The sequence below is a fragment of the Glutamicibacter sp. AOP5-A2-18 genome, from assembly GCF_052446055.1.
GTDB lineage: Bacteria > Actinomycetota > Actinomycetes > Actinomycetales > Micrococcaceae > Glutamicibacter.
On sequence record NZ_JBQSVW010000001.1, the window covers coordinates 1,905,304 to 1,925,984 of the forward strand.

The 20,681-nt window shown below is 54.9% G+C and carries 20 protein-coding genes, 1 tRNA gene and 1 pseudogene; 10 read left to right on the forward strand and 12 right to left on the reverse strand.

What is annotated here, in order from left to right; genetic code table 11:
- The first annotated feature begins 83 nt into the window (after nt 1–83).
- The 5 genes and pseudogenes from ACT3RW_RS09060 to ACT3RW_RS09080 all read left to right on the forward strand — a co-directional run.
- A complete protein-coding gene (locus ACT3RW_RS09060) occupies nt 84–371 on the forward strand; it encodes a DNA-binding protein (protein ID WP_105568974.1) in 288 nt (95 codons plus the stop codon).
- 100 nt (nt 372–471) lie between these two features.
- A complete protein-coding gene (locus ACT3RW_RS09065) occupies nt 472–1,068 on the forward strand; it encodes an antirestriction protein ArdA (protein WP_444613534.1) in 597 nt (198 codons plus the stop codon).
- 171 nt (nt 1,069–1,239) lie between these two features.
- A complete protein-coding gene (locus ACT3RW_RS09070) occupies nt 1,240–1,623 on the forward strand; it encodes a helix-turn-helix domain-containing protein (RefSeq protein WP_105568972.1) in 384 nt (127 codons plus the stop codon).
- A 49-nt stretch (nt 1,624–1,672) separates the two neighbouring features.
- Nucleotides 1,673–2,320 (forward strand): ImmA/IrrE family metallo-endopeptidase, encoded by a 648-nt coding sequence (locus ACT3RW_RS09075; protein ID WP_444613535.1) that lies wholly within the window; start codon nt 1,673–1,675, stop codon nt 2,318–2,320.
- Nucleotides 2,321–2,333: 13 nt separating this feature from the next.
- Nucleotides 2,334–3,149: pseudogene (locus ACT3RW_RS09080) on the forward strand (recombinase family protein); the annotation flags it as partial.
- Between the two features lie 513 nt (nt 3,150–3,662).
- Here the strand turns inward: ACT3RW_RS09080 and ACT3RW_RS09085 are convergent.
- From ACT3RW_RS09085 to ACT3RW_RS09140, 12 genes are all read right to left on the reverse strand, one after another.
- Nucleotides 3,663–4,004, reverse strand: a complete 342-nt coding sequence (locus ACT3RW_RS09085; RefSeq protein WP_444613536.1) for a hypothetical protein — start codon at nt 4,002–4,004, stop codon at nt 3,663–3,665.
- Nucleotides 4,005–4,032: 28 nt separating this feature from the next.
- Nucleotides 4,033–4,108 (reverse strand) — tRNA-Ala (locus tag ACT3RW_RS09090).
- Nucleotides 4,109–4,179: 71 nt separating this feature from the next.
- Complete coding sequence (gene rsfS / locus ACT3RW_RS09095) at nt 4,180–4,560, reverse strand: ribosome silencing factor (RefSeq protein ID WP_444613537.1); 381 nt, start codon at nt 4,558–4,560, stop codon at nt 4,180–4,182.
- 57 nt (nt 4,561–4,617) lie between these two features.
- The gene (locus tag ACT3RW_RS09100; RefSeq protein WP_444613538.1) at nt 4,618–6,264 is read right to left on the reverse strand and encodes a hypothetical protein; all 1,647 of its coding nucleotides are present in this window, start codon (nt 6,262–6,264) and stop codon (nt 4,618–4,620) included.
- Nucleotides 6,265–6,345: 81 nt separating this feature from the next.
- Nucleotides 6,346–6,951 carry a nicotinate-nucleotide adenylyltransferase gene (gene nadD / locus ACT3RW_RS09105; protein WP_131088347.1) on the reverse strand — a complete coding sequence of 202 codons (606 nt, stop codon included), beginning with the start codon at nt 6,949–6,951 and terminating at the stop codon, nt 6,346–6,348.
- Between the two features lie 2 nt (nt 6,952–6,953).
- Nucleotides 6,954–7,166: a hypothetical protein gene (locus ACT3RW_RS09110; protein WP_131088348.1), complete on the reverse strand. Its 213-nt coding sequence runs from the start codon at nt 7,164–7,166 to the stop codon at nt 6,954–6,956.
- A 118-nt stretch (nt 7,167–7,284) separates the two neighbouring features.
- The gene (locus tag ACT3RW_RS09115; RefSeq protein WP_444613539.1) at nt 7,285–8,577 is read right to left on the reverse strand and encodes a glutamate-5-semialdehyde dehydrogenase; all 1,293 of its coding nucleotides are present in this window, start codon (nt 8,575–8,577) and stop codon (nt 7,285–7,287) included.
- Nucleotides 8,578–8,587: 10 nt separating this feature from the next.
- Complete coding sequence (gene proB, locus ACT3RW_RS09120) at nt 8,588–9,745, reverse strand: glutamate 5-kinase (RefSeq protein WP_262197601.1); 1,158 nt, start codon at nt 9,743–9,745, stop codon at nt 8,588–8,590.
- 3 nt (nt 9,746–9,748) lie between these two features.
- Complete coding sequence (obgE, locus tag ACT3RW_RS09125; RefSeq protein WP_131088351.1) at nt 9,749–11,338, reverse strand: GTPase ObgE; 1,590 nt, start codon at nt 11,336–11,338, stop codon at nt 9,749–9,751.
- 125 nt (nt 11,339–11,463) lie between these two features.
- The gene (gene rpmA / locus ACT3RW_RS09130) at nt 11,464–11,718 is read right to left on the reverse strand and encodes a 50S ribosomal protein L27 (protein ID WP_022875303.1); all 255 of its coding nucleotides are present in this window, start codon (nt 11,716–11,718) and stop codon (nt 11,464–11,466) included.
- Between the two features lie 48 nt (nt 11,719–11,766).
- Complete coding sequence (gene rplU, locus ACT3RW_RS09135; RefSeq protein WP_444613540.1) at nt 11,767–12,075, reverse strand: 50S ribosomal protein L21; 309 nt, start codon at nt 12,073–12,075, stop codon at nt 11,767–11,769.
- Nucleotides 12,076–12,303: 228 nt separating this feature from the next.
- Entirely contained in the window at nt 12,304–15,177 is a 2,874-nt protein-coding gene (locus tag ACT3RW_RS09140; protein ID WP_444614631.1) for an Rne/Rng family ribonuclease, read from the reverse strand.
- Nucleotides 15,178–15,779: 602 nt separating this feature from the next.
- On the opposite strand from ACT3RW_RS09140, the gene ACT3RW_RS09145 reads away from it, so the two are divergent.
- The 5 genes from ACT3RW_RS09145 to ACT3RW_RS09165 all read left to right on the forward strand — a co-directional run bounded on the left by ACT3RW_RS09145 (nt 15,780) and on the right by ACT3RW_RS09165 (nt 20,657).
- Nucleotides 15,780–16,403, forward strand: a complete 624-nt coding sequence (locus ACT3RW_RS09145; RefSeq protein ID WP_444613541.1) for a vitamin K epoxide reductase family protein — start codon at nt 15,780–15,782, stop codon at nt 16,401–16,403.
- 191 nt (nt 16,404–16,594) lie between these two features.
- Nucleotides 16,595–17,179, forward strand: a complete 585-nt coding sequence (locus tag ACT3RW_RS09150) for a GNAT family N-acetyltransferase (RefSeq protein WP_131088353.1) — start codon at nt 16,595–16,597, stop codon at nt 17,177–17,179.
- 265 nt (nt 17,180–17,444) lie between these two features.
- On the forward strand, nt 17,445–18,728 hold the full coding sequence (locus ACT3RW_RS09155) for an AI-2E family transporter (RefSeq protein WP_444613542.1): 1,284 nt from the start codon (nt 17,445–17,447) through the stop codon (nt 18,726–18,728).
- Nucleotides 18,729–18,933: 205 nt separating this feature from the next.
- Nucleotides 18,934–20,241: an ISL3 family transposase gene (locus ACT3RW_RS09160; protein WP_441665189.1), complete on the forward strand. Its 1,308-nt coding sequence runs from the start codon at nt 18,934–18,936 to the stop codon at nt 20,239–20,241.
- A 248-nt stretch (nt 20,242–20,489) separates the two neighbouring features.
- Nucleotides 20,490–20,657 (forward strand): hypothetical protein, encoded by a 168-nt coding sequence (locus ACT3RW_RS09165; protein WP_444613543.1) that lies wholly within the window; start codon nt 20,490–20,492, stop codon nt 20,655–20,657.
- Nucleotides 20,658–20,681: the final 24 nt, after the last annotated feature.

Here is a 20,681-nt window from a genome sequence, read left to right on the forward strand (position 1 = left end):
GCCGGTGGGCTGCGAGAACGAGCAACAGTATCTGCAATCCCGCCGATACCTTGTCCGCAGCCGAACCGGTAAGGAGCCAGATCATGGCCACCGAAAACACCGGCAGCGTCAAGACGCTTGCCATACGCCTAGAGAACGACGTCCACATGCAGCTCACGCTGATCGCACAGCTGAAGGGCAGCACTATCACCGAAGAAATCCGCCAAGCCCTCGCCGCTCATGTGGTGCAGGCTAAGGCCAGCAGCGATTTGGTCTCCCAGGCCGAATCAGCCATGGCGGAAATCGAACGTGAAGCAGCCGCGCGCCGCGACGTGCTCGCGCAGCTCTTCGGCACCAGCGACAAGCCACGCCCACAGGGAAGAGCACGCTAACTGCACCATTCTCTAGGTCCCTGTGGCGGCAACCGAAGCATCTCGCTTCTCGTTGCCGCCACAGGATCACTTCAACCGAAACGAAAGGAGGAATCACCTCATGAATCCAGAACAAACACCAAATACGTGGAATAGCCCCGAAGGCCATGAACGAAGCATCGAGCAGACGCCGCCCTCGATCTATGTCGCCTCGCTCGATGACTACGTCAACGGCTATCTCACCGGGGAATGGATCGATGCCAGTCAAGATATCGACACGATTCGCGAAGAAATCCAAGCCATGCTCGCCACGTCCAAAAGTGAAGCACCGGAAGAATACGCCATTCACGACTACGAAGGATTCGGCACGCTACGACTCGGAGAATACGAAGATATCGAACGAATCGCAGCCATTGCCGAAGGTATCAAAGAACACGGCGAAGTCTTCGCTTGCTGGATCGACCACACCGGACTCGACCCCGAAGACTGGCACCAGTTCGAAGATGCCTATCTTGGCACCTATGACAGCATCGAGGCCTACGCCGACCAAATGATTGACGATCTCGATCTTGAGGCGACACTCGATGAGTCTGTACCTGAATCGTTCCGCTCATACGTGAAAATCGACCGCGACGCCCTGGTACGCGACTTGGAATGCGGCGACATCTGGTACATGGATTTCGATGGGCAAGTGCTCGTCTTCAATTCCCATATCTAAGCCACCCGGCAAAAGACCTTAGAGGACAGTATTCGAACTAGATGAATACTCGTTTCTCCTTGTCAGGTAGGACTTCCTGCCTTGCCAAATATTCTGTTGTGGTTTTGTCTTAACCCATTGCACGGTCGCAACGAACCGTTCATAATACGGCACAGAAAAGGACGAAACACCATGTCAGATATCAATCCCACAAAACTCGGAAAAGCCGTCACCAAGTACCGTCAGCGCCTTGGCATCTCCGCCAGCGAACTTGCCCGGCGCACTGGACTCAATACCGCCACGATTACGCGCACCGAGCTTGGTGAGATTACTCAGGCAAAGATTGAAACCGTCCACGTCTTGGCTCAAGCTCTGGGTATCCCTCTGACCGAGCTACTGACTGAGTCCAAGATCATTGACGGTCAAGACTTCCCCGCTATGACACCGTACCTGCGCACGAAGTACAAAGATCTGCCACCCGAAGCTATCCGTGAGATCGAAGCGCACTTCGAAACCATTGCAGCCAAACACGGCATCACCGGTTTCGACGGTCCTGCACCTGGCGACGACGAGTAACCGTTCACCCATCACTTTTTATCACTACCCACAAAGGAGGGCATCCAGCATGTTCAATATTTCACACACCCCAAACACCAACCGCAGCGTGCTGGCCATCCTGCGCACGCTTATCCCAGATCGGGACATCGAGAACTTCGACGAGGCCAAACGAATCGCCGAGCACCAAGCTGCAAAGCTTCTAACACTGCACGGCATCACGACATGGCCAGTGCCGGTCGAGATGATCATCGATCAGTTGCCAAAGATCCGTATCGAATACTGCGAGCAGCCGGTTTCCGGAGCAACGTTTTGGAACGGCACCGAGTGGGTCATCCAGCTCAACCGCTACGAGAACAAGGCGCGCCAGCGCTTCAGTCTCGCTCACGAATACAAGCACATCATCGACCACGGCCGCGCCCAGCAGCTCTACGGGTCCAAGTCAGCACCGCAGTCAAGCAAGCATGCTGAATCTGCTGCCGACTACTTCGCCGCGTGCCTGCTCATGCCGAAAGTGCTGCTCAAGCGAGCATTCTTCAGCGGCATCCAAAAACCAAGCGAACTCGCGCAGCTCTTCGGTGTTTCACCAACCGCCATGGCTATCCGTCTTGAGCAGACCGGGATCACCGAACGCGCCCAGCGTTGCCGAACGTCAGGCTCGCGCTGGATGCCGCGAGCAACAGCCCAAGCATTCTCAGCTCAGCCAATCCACGCCTAAAGGAGCCAACGTCATGACACGAAAATCCCAAACCCCAGATACCGCCGCCCCAAAGAAAGCCGTCCTGTACCTGCGCGTCTCCTCAGCCGCGCAGACGAAGACCGCTACGGATATCGACAAGGACGGAAACTCCATTGCCACCCAGCGCGAGTACGGCCTGCAAAAGGCTTCCGACCTCAACGCAGAAGTTGTCGAAGAGTTCGTCGAGCCGGGTGTCAGCGCCCAGACGATTACCAAACGCAAAGCCTTCCGCAGTATGCTCACGTACCTCAAAGAGAACCCCGGCATTGACTACGTCATTATCTATGCCCGTTCCCGTGCCTTCCGTAACTTCACCGATGCGGCCATTACCCGCCGATCACTCGAAGATATGGGAATAAAGCTCATCTCTGTTCGCGAAGACTTCGGCGAAGGCGTCTACGCCGACGCGATGGAAGCCTTTACGGACATTATGAACCAAGTCCAGAACCAGCTCTCCGGTGAAGACATCAAGCTCAAGATGCGTAACAAGGCCAAGAACGGCGGCACGATCGGCAAGGCCAAGCTTGGCTACCTCAATGTCCGTAAAGACGTGGACGGTTACCTGGTCAACTCCATTGCGTTGGATTCTGAGCGGGCTCCGCTCGTCAGAAAGGCTTTTGAGCTTTACGCGACGGGGCAATACTCAGTCACGGCATTGCTCGATGAAATGACCATGCTCGGACTCACAACCCGCCGTACCGCCAAGTTCCCATCCACGCCGCTCAAGATCTCAACCCTGCACAAGATGCTCCGTGAGCAGTACTACGCGGGCTTCGTGCTCTACGAAGGTCAACATATTCCAGGACGGCACGAACCGATCGTCAGCATCGAGTTGTTCGATCGTGTGCAAGAGGTTATGAACAATCGCAGCGGAAGTACTCAGAAGGACAGAGTGCATTCCCATTACCTCCGCGGCATGCTGTACTGCGCTCGATGCCATGCACAAGGACGCGAGTCTGTCCTGACCTACACACTGGCCAAAGGCCGGGGAGATCGTTACGCCTATTACTTCTGTAACGAGCGGAAACGCGGCAACTGCGATCTATCCTACCTACCGGTCTACAGAGTAGAGGACTCAATCCAGGCTGCCTTCACGCGCCTTGACCTACCAGAAGGCTATATCGAAGAAGTGAAGCAACAGCTGGAAGTAGCTGTAGCAGACGAGCAATCGTCCGTTCGCGAAACCAAGAAAGACCTTCAGGCGAAAATCCAGGAAGAAAATGACAAGGAAGAGCGTCTTCTCGACCTGGCAACCGAAGGACTGTTGTCGAAGGATAAGATCCGTGAGCGTATGCTCGCGATCTCAATTCATCGTGGAGCGCTACAGGAAAAGCTTGCCAATATCGATACAACGTTGGATCTTGGCTTCCGCACCATGCATCACGTCTTTGCTCTCCTGCAAAGCGTGCCACGGTACTATGACCACGCGACAGACGAGATGCGTCGAACCGTCAACAAGACATTCGTCGAAAAGTTCTTCGTCAACGAAGACGATGATGCGTCGATCCTGGTTGCCGAACCATTCAGGCAATTTTACGCCGCCCAAACGACACAGAACGCCCTGAGACAAGGGAAAAGCGCCGAAACCACTAATCTGCCCGGACTCGGTGAAAAAGGGTCTGAAAACCAAAATTGCCGAGTGCTTTCGTCTTTCGACGTGCACTCGGCAATTCGTTGGAATGATACTTCTTTGGTGGAGATAAGGGGATTCGAACCCCTGACCTTCTGCATGCCATGCAGACGCGCTACCAACTGCGCCATACCCCCAAAGGATTGCTACCCCGATCAGGCAACTCCATTATCATAGAGGACTAACTGATCAGGATGCAAATTCCAGATTACTGGTTGTTCTGGGACAATTCCTCAGGCAACTCAATAACTGGGCAGTCGGCCCAGAGGCGTTCCAAAGCGTAGAAGATACGATCTTCCGGGTGCTGAACGTGGACAACAACGTCGCCGTAATCCAAAAGTACCCAGCGACCCATGCCGAAGCCTTCACGGCGGACCGGGCGCATGCTGTACTCTGCGAGAACCTTTGCCTGGATCTCGTCAACGATTGCGTTCACCTGCGGTTCTGATCCACCAGAGACAATCAAGAAAGCGTCGGTGACGCCCAAGCGATCGGCTACGTCGAGCGCGACCATGTTTTCTGCCATCTTGTCAGATGCAGCATGAGCTGCAATCTTCACGAGGGCAATTGAATCTGCGTGTGCTCCCATTGAGTGGGGTGTCTCCTTGTTAGAGGTGTAGATCGAGAATCTTATTTTGCTATGAAATTAGTTGCCGAGCAACATGATCAGTCCTGCGATCAGTGCTGCGCCGCCAAGGCTAAGGGCCACAATCATGGCAATCAGCATGTTGTTGGCACGTCGAACACCGTGGGTTTGTACGTCCAACGGTTCCAGACCCTGAGCATTTACCGCGTTGATGCGAGGCATCTGTACTGCTGCCGAATCACCAGCAGGTGTTGCTTTCTTCTGCTCAACAGCTGACTTATCTGCAGGCTTCACCGCAGGTTTTGCGGCCGGCTTGGCAGCTGGCTTAGCTTCTGGTTTTGCCTCAGGCTTAGCCACTGGTTTTGGTGCTGGCATAGCAGTCTGCTTTGGAGCAGGCTTTGCCGTAACACCAGACTTGCCAGCTGGCTTCTTAGCTGCAGGAGCGGCCTGGTTCTTCTTCGAGCTGATCTTGCCGTCAGCATCCAGGTTCAGCGAAACGCTTTGTGTCTTTGGACCTTGAACGCCAGTCTTGGCGATACGGTCCTCAACCTCGCGAATGTTGCCCATCGCACCGGTGAATGGATCAGAGGACTTGTCGTCCTTGCCCTGCTTCGCATTCTCCACACGCAGACGTTCGCGTTCAGCTGCTCGACGAGAAATGATCGCTGCACGTGCAGCCATTTCGCGCTGGTGAGCAAGAACTTCGAGATCAATCTCGGAGTCGTCCTCCCCCAGCAGGTTTGGATCAATTGGAGTCTTCGGTGCATGAGCTCGACGTGCTGCCAAGGCCTGCTCAACACTCATCACCGTAGTTTCAGGTGAATCATCATGATCTGCCGGCTTCTTCGCTGGCTTGGTTACAGGCTTTGGCGAAGTAGCTGGCGCGGCTTGACCTTGCTCGGCTAATGCTTGTAGGCGCAGTTGACGACGAGTAAGTGGCTTAGGATCATCGCCAGGTTCCACGGTTGGAATGTGGCTAGTCAAAGCGTCAACTTCGCCCTCTAGGCGGCGACGCTCGCGCAGTGCCTCACGGTTGCGTGCCCGGCGTAACGAGGTGCGCTCCCCCGTGGATCCTTCAGGAGTGTGTTCAGCTTCAGCGGATTTTTCGCTGGTCTCAGGCTTGGCCGAAGCTGCTCCCTGAGGCTGTGCTTTTGAAGAATCGTTCTTTGGCTGCTCTGGCTTGCTAGGTGCAGGTGCAGGTGCAGCTGCTTTAGCCTGACTTTGCGGTGCAGGTTTAACAGGAGCTGCAACAGGCTTGTCCGCGGGCTTGCTTGCAGTGGATGCTGGGGTGACCTTAGCCTCATTCTGTTTAGCAGGAACTGGCTTGGCTGCGTTTGGCTGTTTTGCGGCGTCAGGCTTCGGAGCAACAACTGGTGCTGGCTTAGCAGTAGCTTGCGCGGCAGGGGTCGACGGCTTGACAGCCGGCTTAGCGGCTGGAGTCGAAGGTTTTGGAGAAGCAGCGGGCTTAGCCTCTGCTTTAGCTTCGGGCTGTGACGCCTTCGGCTTGACTGCATCCGGCTTCGCCTCAGGGCTCGCTTCAGTTTTCGCAGGCTTGGCCGACTTCTCGGACTCCCCTGTGTTCTTCTGATCTGCGAGTTCTTTAGCGTCTTGCTCAGCCTTGCTATTAGCTAGCAAAGCTTCCATTTCGGCGCGTCGCTTTTCTCGCAGAGCTCGCCTGCTAGAAACCGGCTGCGAGTTATCGCTCATCCTGTACTTCTCCCGACCGCATAGACAAATACCGTCACCCTTACCTAGAGATTATGCCGTGTTACGTCACCGAATGTGAGGTTACGACTCGGTATACAGCCCATATTTTGCAATGTACTGCACCACACCGTCAGGCACAAGGTACCAAACTGGCTTCTCTTGGGCGACGCGTTCACGACAATCCGTAGAGGATATCGCTAGTGCTGGAATTTCAAGCTGTGAGACATTTTCACGTCCCAAATCACTCATCACGTAACCCGGACGACTAACACCAACAAAATGCGCTAGGTCCCAAACTTGATCGATGTCGCGCCAACTCATGATCTGACTCATCGCGTCTGCACCGGTAATGAAGAAGAGTTCTGCTTCCGGGCGCTGGGCGCGTAAGTCCAAGAGAGTATCGCGCGTGTAAGTTGCACCCTCACGGTCAATGTCTACCCGGCTTACAGTGAAGCGGGGATTCGACGCCGTCGCAATGACAGTCATCAAGTAACGATGCTCTGGGCTCGTTACTTGCTTGTCTGCCTTCTGCCACGGCTGGCCGGTAGGTACAAAAACTACCTCATCCAAATTCAGCTCAGCTGCCACCTCGCTGGCGGCGACCAAGTGGCCATTATGGATAGGGTCAAAAGTACCGCCCATCACGCCGAGGCGTAATGGGCGATCACGATGCTGACGCTCAGCCAAGACTAGTGACTGTGTGGTTCGTGAGTCTTGAACTGACGGTGAATATCCTGCTCTTCTTCCTTGGCAGGATGACGGTTGCCTACGTTGGTGTAGGAAACGGTGATCAAAAGCAAGATCATCAATGCAACGAAGATGCCGCCACCGATAAGCAGGGACCAGGTGTGCCCACTGATGCCAGTGGTAGAGGCTTCAGAGGCCAGAATCAGCGCGTTCAAGTAATTCTCCAGTCGTATCCACGGTACCGATTGAGCCGTCGACCTAAGCCAACGGTTCAACGGCCCGAAAAGTAACGGTACGTTTCTTCTACATCCTACCGAAAAGCGCCGTCAGAAACTATTTACGGACGTGACCGTCACCCTGAACAATCCACTTGGTAGTGGTTAGCTCAGTCAGACCCATGGGACCACGAGCGTGCATCTTCTGAGTCGAGATACCAACTTCGGCTCCAAGGCCCAGCTGGCCACCATCGGTGAAACGAGTCGAAGCGTTCACAATGACCGCAGCCGATTCAATCTCAGCAATGAAAAGCTCAGAGTTCGCCAGAGATGAAGTCAAGATAGCTTCTGTGTGGCCGGTCGAGTATTCACGGATGTGATCCAGCGCCGCGTCAATGTCATCTACTACCTTGACTGCGATATCCAGATCCATGTACTCGGTGCTCCAGTCCTCTTCCTGGGCAGCCACCGTTTCCAGACTAGGAACCAACGCTGCAGCACGCTCATCAACGTGCAGGGTGACCCCAGCAGCCGACAGGGCCTTCAGCACACCCACAGCGGCAGTGGAATCCTTATGGATCAACAGCGTCTCCACGGTGTTGCACACACTTGGTCGCTGAGTCTTGGCGTTGGTCAGAATGTCGATGGCCATCTGCTGTTCAGCATCTGCGTCCAAGAAGATGTGCACATTGCCTTCACCGGTTTCAATCACTGGAACCTTTGCAGTGGTGACAACACGCTGAATCAGATCTCGGCCACCACGAGGAATCAAGACGTCAACCTTGCCTCGTGCGCCCATCAACGCATCTGCCCCGTCGCGACCATATTGATCAATGGAAGTCACGAGGTCTCGTGGAAGAGACACAGATTCTAGTGCGTCACGAATAGTCGAGACCAGTGCCTGATTTGAGTTGAAGGCAGCGGTTCCACCTCGCAACAACACGGCGTTGCCGCTCTTGAGCGACAGCCCAGCAATGTCTACGGTCACGTTGGGACGAGCCTCATAAATAGTTCCAATGACACCCATTGGGACATTGACCTGACGCATGCGCAAACCGTTAGGCAGGGTCTCGCCGCGAACTACACGACCGACAGGATCAGGCAGGCCGGCAAGTTCATGCAAGGCGGAAATCAGACCGTCAATGCGCTTATTGTCCAGCTTCAAGCGGTCCAGCATGGCCACAGAAGTTCCGTTGCCACGGCCAACTTCTAGGTCCTTTTTGTTTTCTTCAATGATCTTGGAGCGGTTCGCGTCAATCCCGGAGGCGATGGCCAACAGCGCGCGGTCTTTCCAATCTCGGTTGGCTCGTTTGAGAACCCGCGATGCGCGGCGAGCTCGATCAGCGAGCTGATAAACCGAATTGGTGACGTCGGTGATCTGTTCTTCTGTTCGTACGGCGTCGATACTCATAGTTCCCATCCTAGAAAATAGGTTCGATCAAAGCTAGGTCATCGACATGCACTACTGACTTGTCGTAACCTTCGCCGAGCTGATCCACTAGGTCTCCGGTGTTCTGCCCCAGCATGTCAGGTAGCTCATCTGACCCGTAATTAACCAGGCCACGGGCAAATGGAACTCGGTCAGATCCGCAGAGTTCCACGGCGTCCCCAGCTTCAAATGCACCTTCAACCCCAATGATGCCGGCGGCAAGCAGCGAGTTAGTTCCCCGTGCAATGGCCTTGACTGCACCGTCATCAAGAATCAGCCGGCCTTCAATGCCAGCTAGGTAAGCCAACCATACGTCTCGTGCCGAGCGGCGTGAATTACGTGCGGCAAACCAAGTGCCGACGTCCTGCCCGCGCAAGGCCTTAGCTGCATTGTCGGTACTGGTAACGAGGGTTGGGATACCTGCAGAAGAGCTCATGGTTGCGGCATCAACCTTGGTGATCATGCCACCGGTGCCCACTCCCGCAGCTCCTGGAGTACCCAGATCAACGGATTCAAGCTCGTCGGGGTGCTCAATGGTGCTGATTCGGCTTCCGCCGTCCGCAGGGTGTGCGTCATAGACGGAATCAACATCGGAGAAGAGCAGAAGGGCATCGGCTTTCACCAAGTGAGCTACCAGGGCAGCGAGGCGATCATTGTCGCCAAAACGAATTTCACGGGTGGCTACCGCGTCATTTTCATTCACGATAGGTAGCACGCCCAGGTTCAGCAATCGAACCAAAGAACGCAATGCGTTGGTGTAAGAGGAGCGACGCATCAGGTCATCTGCGGTCAGTAGGACCTGACCCACTCGCAAATCATGCTCTTCAAATAGCTGCGTGTATTCGGCCAGCAGCAGACCCTGACCAACTGCGGCCGCGGCCTGCTGGGTTGCCAAGTCCTTTGGACGTTTTGGCAAACCCAGCGGGGCCAGTCCGGCGGCAATTGCACCGGAGGAAACAAGGATAACCTCGGTCCCGTTATTCACGGTCTCGGCGAGAGTGTCCACCAAGAACTTCAGTCTTTCATGCGATATCCCCCCGCTAACTGTGGTTAGCGAGCTTGATCCGACCTTGACTACGATCCGCCGTGCTTCGGGCAGTTCGTGAGGAGAGGTAATGGCTGAAATAGTCTTAGTGGCACTTTCACTCATACTTTAATTTTCCTCCTGGGCTGCCTTCGGTGGTGCAGCCTTCTTGTTGCGTTTTGCGTTCACCGACTCAGTCCAGATGCCGGCCTTGCGTTCAGCTTCAAGCTCTGCACGAGCTTCAGCCTTCGCGGCCTTGCGCTCTTCGTGATCGGCGCGCTTTTCTTCGCGAGTCTTGCGATCTCCGCGGTCTTCCAGACGGATGTCTTCACCACGTCGGCTTCCGCCGAGTAGTTCAGCACCGGCAGCCATAGTTGGCTCCCAGTCAAAGACCACGGAATCTTCTTCGGAGCCAATGATGACAGCGTCACCAGGCTTGGCACCGGCCCTAAATAGCTTGTTCTCTACCCCCAGTTTTGCTAGGCGGTCGGCTAGGTAGCCAACTGCCTCATCATTACGGAAGTCAGTCTGCATGATCCAGCGTTCAGGCTTTTCGCCGATAACGCGCCACAGTGGCTCAAGGTTCTGCTCTTCGCGGCGGATGTAGAACTCTTCCTGCTTCGAAGAACGCTGACGGATCACTGGCACCTCAACAACTGGTGCCTCGACAACTTGTTCGGCTCGCGCCTGTTCTACCAATTCAGCCATAGCGAAGGACAATTCACGCAATCCATTACGTGAGAGTGCCGAGATCTCAAAGACACGGTATCCGCGCTTTTCCAGCTCTGGACGGACAAATTCAGCCATTTCGGCGCCGTCTGGCATGTCAATCTTGTTTAGGGCGATCAGCTTTGGGCGCTCGATCAGTGGAACGATCGTGCCGTCAGTTCCAGCAAAGGTGGAGTCGGCTTCATAGTTGGCCAACTCGGCTTCGATGATATCCAGATCGGTCAGTGGATCACGATCTGATTCCAGCGAGGCACAGTCCAAGACGTGCACAATGGCTGCACAGCGCTCTACGTGGCGCAGGAACTCGTGTCCCAGGCCCTTGCCTTCGGAAGCACCTGGGATCAGTCCTGGCACGTCGGCTACGGTGAAGCGGACTTCGCCGGCCTGAACGACGCCTAGGTTAGGAACCAAGGTGGTGAACGGGTAGTCGGCGATCTTTGGACGCGCTGCAGAAACAGCGGCAATCAACGAAGACTTACCAGCCGATGGGTAACCCACCAGAGCAATATCTGCCATGGACTTCAGTTCAAGGACAATGTCCTGAGCGGTTCCTGGAATACCCAGCAATGCGAAGCCTGGAGCCTTGCGCTTATCCGAAGAGATTGCCGCGTTGCCCAGACCACCCATGCCACCAAGGGCCGCGATGTACTCGTCCCCGATGTTGATGAGGTCACCAAGGATGTCGCCATCTTTGGTCTTGATTACGGTACCTGCAGGCACGCCAAGGATCAGATCCTCACCGTGCTTGCCTGGGTGCAGTCCACCCTTGCCTGGCTCGCCGTTGCCGGCTTTGCGGTGTGGCAGGTGGTGGAAGTCCAGCAGCGTGGTGACCTGAGGGTCAACGCGCAAGATGACGTCGCCACCCTTGCCGCCGTTGCCGCCATCGGGTCCGCCAAGCGGTTTAAATTTCTCGCGCTTGATGGACACACAACCGTGGCCACCATTACCTGCGGTGACATGAAGGGTTACGCGATCAACGAATGCAGCCACGGGGCCATCTTCTCCTAGTACGGGGTTGCGAGCTGTGCTCGCAGAAAAGTCTAACTATGCACGCAAGGGGCGGACCGAATAACGGCCCACCCCTTGTGTACTAAAAAATTTGCCTGTTGCCTAAATTAGGCTGCGGCAACAATGTTCACCACGCGGCGACCACGACGGGTGCCGAACTCGACTGCGCCAGCAGCCAGGGCGAACAGGGTGTCATCCTTGCCACGGCCTACGCCGGCGCCTGGGTGGAAGTGGGTGCCACGCTGACGAACGATGATTTCGCCAGCCTTGACTTCCTGACCACCAAAGCGCTTTACGCCTAGGTACTGTGCGTTGGAATCGCGACCGTTGCGAGTGGAACTCGCACCTTTCTTATGTGCCATGCCTTTTAGCCTCTTTCGCTACAAAAATGGATATTACGATCGGCCCAATTAGGCGATCGAGGTGACCTTGACCTTGGTCAGAGCGGCACGGAAGCCCTGGCGCTTCTTGTAACCGGTCTTGTTCTTGTACTTCTGGATTACGATCTTCTCGCCGCGAAGGTTTTCTACAACCTCAGCGGTGACCGTGACCTTAGCCAAATCAGCAGCTGCGGAAGTAACCTTCTCGCCAACTACCAACAGCAAAGCTGGAAGCTCGATGGAGCTGCCTGGGGCAGCCTGAAGACGGTCAACGGTGATGAGGTCTCCAACGGAAACCTTCTCCTGGTGGCCGCCTGCGCGGACAATTGCGTACACCACGTGGGTACTCACTTCTACTCGACGTTTATTGTCTTACCGGCGCAGATATCGACCCGAACACCCAATAAAGGATGCGAATCCCGGGGATCTCATGCGCTTGTGCCTTGACGCCGAGCGGACGGAAAGTCCGTGATCTTGGCGTTTAGCACCGATCAACTAGATTACGCTAGTCCACACCACTGGGGCAAATACAAAGTGCCCCAGCGGGGGAAGCGTGACCAAGTTCATCTATTTCAGCTCGCGTACCGGAACACCCACTCCGAGCATTACCGGTTGCCCGGCAGGCTCAGATGGCTTTTCTTTGTGCGAACTGGAGACATCCATTTGAACTACCGAACCGGTAGCTTCGGATACCTCAGCCACGAGAACTTCTGCACTCGCGTCGCCTTGAGCCGAGGTGGCTCGACGACTGCGTCGCTTCGGTTTCGTGGAACTCTGTGGGGCTACCGCGCTAACGGTGGCCGTTGATTCAGCAGGGGTGCTGATCTCAGAGGCGATAGGGGCGTTTGCTGCCGGCATGGCCAGACCGGTCAATACCGGCTGGTCCTGCTGCGACTGCGCTGCTCCTGCGCCCTGTGGTCGTGAAGCACGGCGTGAGCGCTTGCGAGGTTGCGTGGCAGCCTTTGGCTCCTGATGAACTTCAACCGCTACCGACTGTACCTCTTCGGTGCTCGATTCAGCTTCATCAACCTTAGCGTCCTGCGTCTCATTCTCCGGCTGGGAACGGTTACGTCCCCGTGAGCGTGAACGACGACGTGGCTTGCGCCCGCCCTCATTATCCTCATCGGACTCGTCCTTGCCCGGTAGGGCCGCTTCGAGAGCTTCAAGGGTGACCGAGATGTCGCCGTCAGGCTGCACGCTGGTCTTGATCACAGGAATCTGCTCACCTTCGATGTTCACCGCATTTTCAGCGTGTACTTCGAGGTGCGAGGCAGCAGCGATGCTTGCCAACGCGTTACGCGCGGCTTCATCCTTCTCACCGTCTACGGTGCTCTCCTGCTTTGCAGCTGGCTTGGTCTCGTCCTTCTCGCCACCACGACGGCGACGGGAATTACGAGCAGGCTTTTCATTAAACTTTTTTACCTGAACTTCGCCGGCCGAGTTGAAGGTGCGACGCGACTCAACTGGTTCTTCGTGAGTGATCACACCAGCGCCAGCACAATGCTCGCACTCTTCACCGAAGACTTCCAGCAATCCGGTGCCCATACGCTTACGCGTCATCTGGACCAGACCCAAGGAGGTCACCTCGGCTACCTGATGCTTGGTGCGATCTCGACCCAAGCACTCAACAAGACGACGCAAGACAAGATCGCGGTTGGACTCAAGGACCATATCGATGAAGTCGATAACGATGATGCCACCGATGTCACGCAAACGCAGCTGGCGAACAACTTCTTCGGCTGCTTCCAAGTTGTTCTTGGTCACAGTCTCTTCAAGGTTGCCACCGGAGCCGGTGAACTTACCGGTGTTCACGTCAACGACGGTCATCGCTTCGGTGCGGTCAATAACCAGCGAACCACCCGAAGGCAGGTAGACCTTGCGGTCCAGTGCCTTGGCAATCTGCTCATCAACACGGTAGTTAGCGAAGATATCCTCGTCGGATTCCCACTTTTCCAAGCGTCCCATCAGATCTGGTGCTACGTACATGACGTAGGCCTCGATGGTGTCCCAAGCGTGCTCGCCGGAGACGATCAGCTTGGTGAAGTCTTCGTTGAAGACATCGCGGACTACCTTGATGGTCAGATCTGGTTCGGAGTACAGAAGCTCCGGAGCCAGGGTCTTGGTCGAGGTGGACTGCTCTTCGATACCTTCCCACTGCGCACGCAGACGGTTAATATCGTTGGTCAGCTCCTCTTCGGAGGCACCTTCAGCGGCGGTACGTACGATGACGCCGGCGTTTTCTGGCAGGTGATCCTTCAAAATCTTCTTCAGGCGCTGGCGCTCAACATCTGGCAGTTTGCGCGAGATGCCGGTCATGGAACCACCTGGTACGTAGACCAAGTAGCGTCCTGGCAAGGAAATCTGGCTGGTCAGGCGTGCACCCTTGTGACCCACTGGATCCTTGGTGACCTGAACGAGTACCGAGTCTCCGGCCTTCAGCGCGTTTTCGATGCGACGTGGCTGACCTTCAAGGGCCGCGATATCCCAGTTAACCTCACCGGCGTACAGCACAGCGTTACGGCCGCGTCCGATATCCACGAAAGCTGCTTCCATGGATGGCAAGACGTTCTGCACCTTGCCAACATAAACGTTGCCGATCAGCGAATCCTGCTGAGTCTTGGAAACGAAGTGCTCTGCAAGCACACCGTCTTCCAGGACACCGATCTGAATGCGGTCCTCGCGCTGGCGAACGATCATCTTGCGTTCTACCGACTCGCGACGTGCCAAGAACTCTGCCTCGGTAATCACCTGACGGCGACGGCCGGTCTCGCGGGATTCACGGCGACGCTGACGCTTTGCCTCAAGACGCGTTGAACCGCGCACCGAGGTTACTTGGTCGCTGGCTGCGCCGTGGCTCTCCACACTGGCACGTGGGGCACGAACTCGGGTGACCGTGTTGGGTGGATCATCTTGTGAGCCACCTTCAAGTTCCAAGTCCACATCTCCGCGACGGCGGCGGCGGCGACGACGTGAAGTTACGTCATCGGCCTCAGCATCGGAGTCCAGCGCTTCACGGCGTGCTGGTTCATGCTTCTTAGCCACGGCCTGAGCCAGAACTGCCTGAGCGGTTTCCGGAACAGCAAATGGGTTAAGGATCATGGAGCTGCCGTGTTCAGCAAGTAGCTGACCGGTGTGGTCTTCTACTACTGGAGCTGGAGCATCAGCCACTGCAGTTTCTTCAGTCTGCGCAGTCTCGGCAGTTTCTGCAGGTGCAACAACAGCGCTAGCTAGTTCTTGCTGATCCGCAGTTTCTTGTCGGGTGGCTGCTTGCTCGACTGCTTCGTCGCTGGCAGCGTGGCGTGCAACCTGAGCTTTACGCTCAGCCTGACGGTTGGCCCGCTTGGTTGAATCAGGGGTTGAGACCTGGGTGCGGCGAGTCGCTCGCCAGCGGTATGGGCTTTCTTCAACGCCAGCTGCGGCGTTGAGTTCTGCCAAGGTCATTGCACGACGCAGTGGTCGCGCTGGTGTGGTTGAAACGCTGGTTCGACGGGCACGTGTTGAACGATTGCCTCGCTTGTTACCTTGCGCCCCGCCCTTTCGTTGATTTGCTGCGCTCATTAGATTCGCGTACTCCTACTTTGTCCCGCTTAGGCATCCTCCACAGACGGCGCCACCGCTGAAACTACAATCATCACGTGTCTCTTGGCCGACTAGTTACTATCGGTCAGACACAAAAGCTCGCTATTTTCCGCAAGATTGCCACTAGCTCTGCAATAGAACTGGACGCAATTCCTGCGGATCAACGTGGCCTATGAAAACCGGCTGCTTTCCTTTGCAGCCCTACGATCCGCGGTATTCCCTCGGGAGGCGCACGTATTGGGCACTCAACCGAAGCGATGCATCGCCAGGCGATCTGTTGTTTCAAAAGTCTGTCGTCGGGTTGAAAGCAGACTGTGGATCCGCGAGCAACCATCACTATTCTCTCATATATAGTTCACACCGCGTTCACCGCTTCTCATCAGTTCCACAGAATTGCTCCTTAAGATGAAAAGGCTCAAAGCGGAAACTCCCGCTTTCCTACAAATTTATGGAATAGTCGAAACATGGTTTCATCACTAGAAAAGAGCCAAAACCCGGGCGTGTTGCCTTGGTGGGCTAGAGAACGCGGTTTCGGGCTGCTCTTGGTAATTACCGGATTCATCTCATGGCTAGCTGCCGGAATCTTGGTATTAGAGCGATTGGAGCTGTACAAGAACCCGGATTACGTCACCAGCTGCGACATCAATCCATGGATTTCTTGTGGCACTGTGATGCGATCTGCGCAAGCCGGAATCTTCGGCTTCCCCAACCCATTCTTCGGTATTGTCTGCTTCGCTATTGTACTCACTATTGGTGCCGTACTACTGGCGGGTGCAACAAACTTCAAACGCTGGTTCTGGATCTGCTTCCAAGTAGGCGTAACTGCAGCTATGGGCCTGGTCATTTGGTTCTGGTCCCAGGCTCTTTATGAAATCAATGCCCTGTGCCCTTACTGCATGATTGTGTGGATCATGGTGATTCCACTCTTTGTCTTCACTACAGCGCGCAACGTAGTCACCGGCGTTATTCCGGCAGGTGCAGCGGTCAAGCGATTCTTCACCGAGTGGAGCTGGATCATTACCGCAGTTCTGTGGATCCTAGTTGCCGCTTCCATCGTCTTGCGCTTCCCTAACGCGTTCTTCGGCTAATCCGCTTTTAGCCATCTCGAATAGTCTTGGCCAGCCGGGTCGTTGCCTTAGCAACGACCCGGCTGGCTTTTAACTGCCTTGTTGATTTGGTGGTGTTGAGTTCAGCGACATAACTCAACTACGCACGTGCAGGACTACGCGCTCCGCGATTTTTTCAAATTCTCCACAGCAAAGACCGGTAGATTAGGTACATGGCAAGTGACAAATGGAACACAGAGAATGCCCAAAATTATGGAATCGATCTACTGATTTCAGACCAATTGCGATTGCGTGAGCTACAAGAGGATGATCTCGCTTTTCTCACCCAATGGTGGAACAGTCCAGAATTCATGGCTCTCCAAGGAAGCCTCGTACTCCCCCACCCGGTCAATGAAGCTGCCACACTTTTCAAGTCACGTAGCCTGAACCGGGGCACCACCGACGGGGTTGGCCTGTCGATCACGCTTCCCGATGACACGCTAATTGGCCACACCGCACTGTATGACTACAACGCTCCAGCACGATCCGCTGAGCTGATGATCATGATCGGTGGGTCTAACGTAGGTCAGGGTTACGGAACGTTGGCAACAAAGATGATCATTGATTACGGCTTCCGCGAGATGGGTCTTAACCGGATCGGCCTGAACGTCTGGGCATACAACGAGAGAGCCTTACGCACTTTTGTTCGTACCGGTTTCCACGAGGAAGGCCGAATCCGCCAGGCAGGATTCCACGATGGCTCGTTCCACGACAAGATAGTCATGGGGCTACTGGCCGAGGAATACTTCAAGGCCTAAAAGTCACAGCCTATAGGTTTCATCAGGTGATCATCCCGCATTGGGACGGTCACCTGACTGCCTTAACTACGTACTGTCCGCTGACCCCGGATTCCAGCGCACGGTTACCCCGCACGGATAATCAATCGACAGCCTTCAGTACCTTATTTTTCGGCTAAAACCTAGGCTGAATATGATTCAGCCTGCCCTGAGGTGTCGGCCTAGGTGCTCGTCAACTCGTTGGCCTATTGTTAGAACTACTTAGTACAAGCTACGAGGAGCAACAATGGCTTTTTTCGGCAAGGGCAAAGCCCAAGCGCCAAAGAAGAAGCAAACAAATCCAGCAAAAGCAGCATCCGGAGCCCAGCAACTAGTCGCCAAAGATACCGAGCCTGACTTTACTGTCAGTGGACTTTGGAGTGATCTCTTAGGACGACTAGGTATTCGCAGTGCCCAGCTACTCATCGTCGGTACACTTGCCGCCTTCCTTATTGTGGGCATGCTGCGCCTGACAATGATCGTGATCCCAACTTTGTTGGCCGTGATCATCTCTTGTGCACTGTGGCCTCTCGTAGTGAAACTGCGCAAGACCTTTTCGCCATTACTTTCGGCCTGGATTGTTTTCCTTGGGACCTTCCTGGTTCTCGGTGGCATCGGAACCGGGCTAGTCTTCTCTGTCATTAACGAATGGCCAAAGTTGGTAGATAAGGCCGTACAGGGTTTCAACCAGCTCAACGATATGGTTCAAGGCTTGATTGGCAATCTGCCAATCACAATTGATCAGACCCAAATTGATGAAGCGGTAAAGACTGTCACTGGCTTCATGACCAGTTCGCAGTTCGGCACGGGCGCATTAAATACGCTTAGTGCTGCCGGCAGCTTCTTGACTGGGCTAGTTCTACTTTTGGTGATCCTCTTCTTCTTCCTGAAGGACGGAGATCGTATCTGGGCATTCGCCGTTTCATGGACTCCTGATCACTACCGCAACAAGTGGATCCAGTCCGGTGACCGCGCCTTGCGCACCTTCGGCGGGTACATTCGAGGCACCGCAACGGTTGCTGCCGTTGACGCCATTGGTATCACCGCGACCTTGCTGATTGTCCGTGTACCGCTGGCAATCCCGCTAGGTGTCATCGTCTTCCTCGGTTCATTTGTTCCGATGGTCGGTGCCACTGTGGCCGGCATTCTTGCCACCTTGATCGCGTTGGTGACCAATGGTCCGGTAGTCGCTTTGATCGTCTTGGCTGCGGTAGTCGTGGTGAACCAGCTGGAAGGTAACTTCCTACAGCCGGTTGTCATGGCCAGCGCACTGAACCTGCATCCACTAGTCGTACTGCTCGCATTGACCGGCGGCACCGTGCTGGCTGGAATTATCGGTGCGGTACTAGCTGTTCCCCTGGTAGCTGCAGCGTGGGCTGTGATCAAGGTTTGGACAGGGCGAGACAAATCCAATCCGGTTGCTGCGGCCAGCGCCGATATCCAAACGGAAGCTGAGGTCGAGGAAGAGGATGCAGCGTTGGCTAAGGCCGATCGCGCTGAAGACACCTCGTCCGAAGAGGCCAAAGGGTAGCCGTTTTTGTTGACAAGCTCTCCGGAAGATCATCCCTGAAAAATCAGGGAAATCTTCCGGAGAGCTTTTCTGGCTCTTCCGAATTCAGAGTGTAGATACCTAAACCCAACACCACAGCTCACAGGCATGTCATAAATCAATAAAAAGTCGAGGCCTTCACGAGAATGGAAGTTACCACACTAACGATTCTTGAAAGACCTCGACTGTGCACCATTCTATCTATTCCCCAGCGGATCTGACGACTTTCACCGGCCTCGACAGTCTAGGACTAACGGCTATCGCTCAACACATAACCTCAGCCAGGGCTGAGATTCTCTGCGAAGTCACCACCCCAAACCCATGGTGCCAATCCTGCGGAGCCCAAGGAATACCACGCGATACCGTCATCAGACGTATCGCGCACGCACCGTTCAGCTGGCGGCCCACCGCCCTAGCTATCCGTCACCGCAGGTACCGGTGCACGCAATGCCACCATGTCTGGCGTGAAGACCTCACCCAAGCTGTATCACCACGACAGAAAATCAGTAAAACTGGTTTGCGTTGGGCGCTCTATGGCCTGGTCACCCAACACCTTTCAATCTCACGGATTGCTGAAGGATTAGGCGTTTCGTGGAATACCGCCAATGACGCGGTGTTGGCCGAGGGTCAACGGTTACTGATCAATGATTCCACCCGCTTTGACGGGGTCAAAGTCCTTGGCGTTGACGAACACGTGTGGCGTCATACCCGCGACGGGGATAAATACGTAACGGTCATCGTGGACCTCACGCCCGTCATGGAAGACACCGGAGCATCCCGTTTATTAGACATGATTCCCGGCCGTTCCAAGGCCGTGTTTAAGACCTGGCTTGCTGAACGCGATGAAGCATGGAAAAACACTGTTGAGGTCGTCGCGATGGATGGTTTCACAGGCTTCAAAACCGCTGCCGCTGAAGAGCTACCTCAAGCCGTGGAAGTTTTGGATCCTTTTCATGTGGTCAAGCTCGGATCTGACGCGTTGGACCAGACAAGGCAGCGGGTTCAACGGGTGCAGCACGGTCATCGAGGGCGCAAAGATGATCCGCTGTATCAGTGCCGGCGGACCCTGACTACCGGGCTGTCATTGGCTACGGAGAAGCAGAAAGCCAAGGTTGAAGCGTTGTTCAAGAAACCTGAGTATGAGCCGGTTGAACTGGTGTGGAGTGTTTATCAGAAGATGGTTGATGCGTACCGGCAATCGAAACCAGAAGTCGGTCGGTGGGCTATGGGGCAGTTGATTGAGGAGATAGGAACGAAGGTGCCCAAGGGTTTGCCGGAGTTGAAGAAGCTCGGTGGAACTCTGCGGCGTAGGAAGAGCGATATTCTGGCGTATTTTGACCATGTTGGCTGTTCGAACGGTCCTACTGAGGCGTTGAATGGGCGGTTGGAGCATTTGCGGGGTATCGCTTTGGGGTTCCGAAATTTGACGCACTATGTCGCACGGTCATTGTTGGAGACCGGTGGATTTAGGAAGGTTTTACACCCTCATTTGTGAAGAGCCGCTTTTCTTTACCCTGTTCTTGACTGGGTCGATTTGTTCCGCAAAACGTCAACTAATCACGCTGGTAGTCATTTTCTTCCCTGAGTATCGTTGTCACGAGACTAGGCTTTGTGTTTAATGTGACTTATGTGAGGGAGGCTTTCCATCCCAGGATGCTTCACTTAAACCACGGTATTGCAGTTCCTGATCCAGATTCAGTCAGCTTCGGGATAACGCGGCAAGAGCCACTGGAAGGATTGTGTATGTTGAATTTTGAGAAAGGGAATACAGATGATGACTTCCCGCATCTAGCCGACTCCTTGGCCGAGCATCATCAGGTCGTGATGATTGGAATACCTGAGGAGCAACAGTTAGATCAAGGCGGCAGCACTGCCCCTCCAAGCGTTGAGAGCCTCGACGATTGGCTCTAGAAATTCGCCAAGGCAAAAAATCCC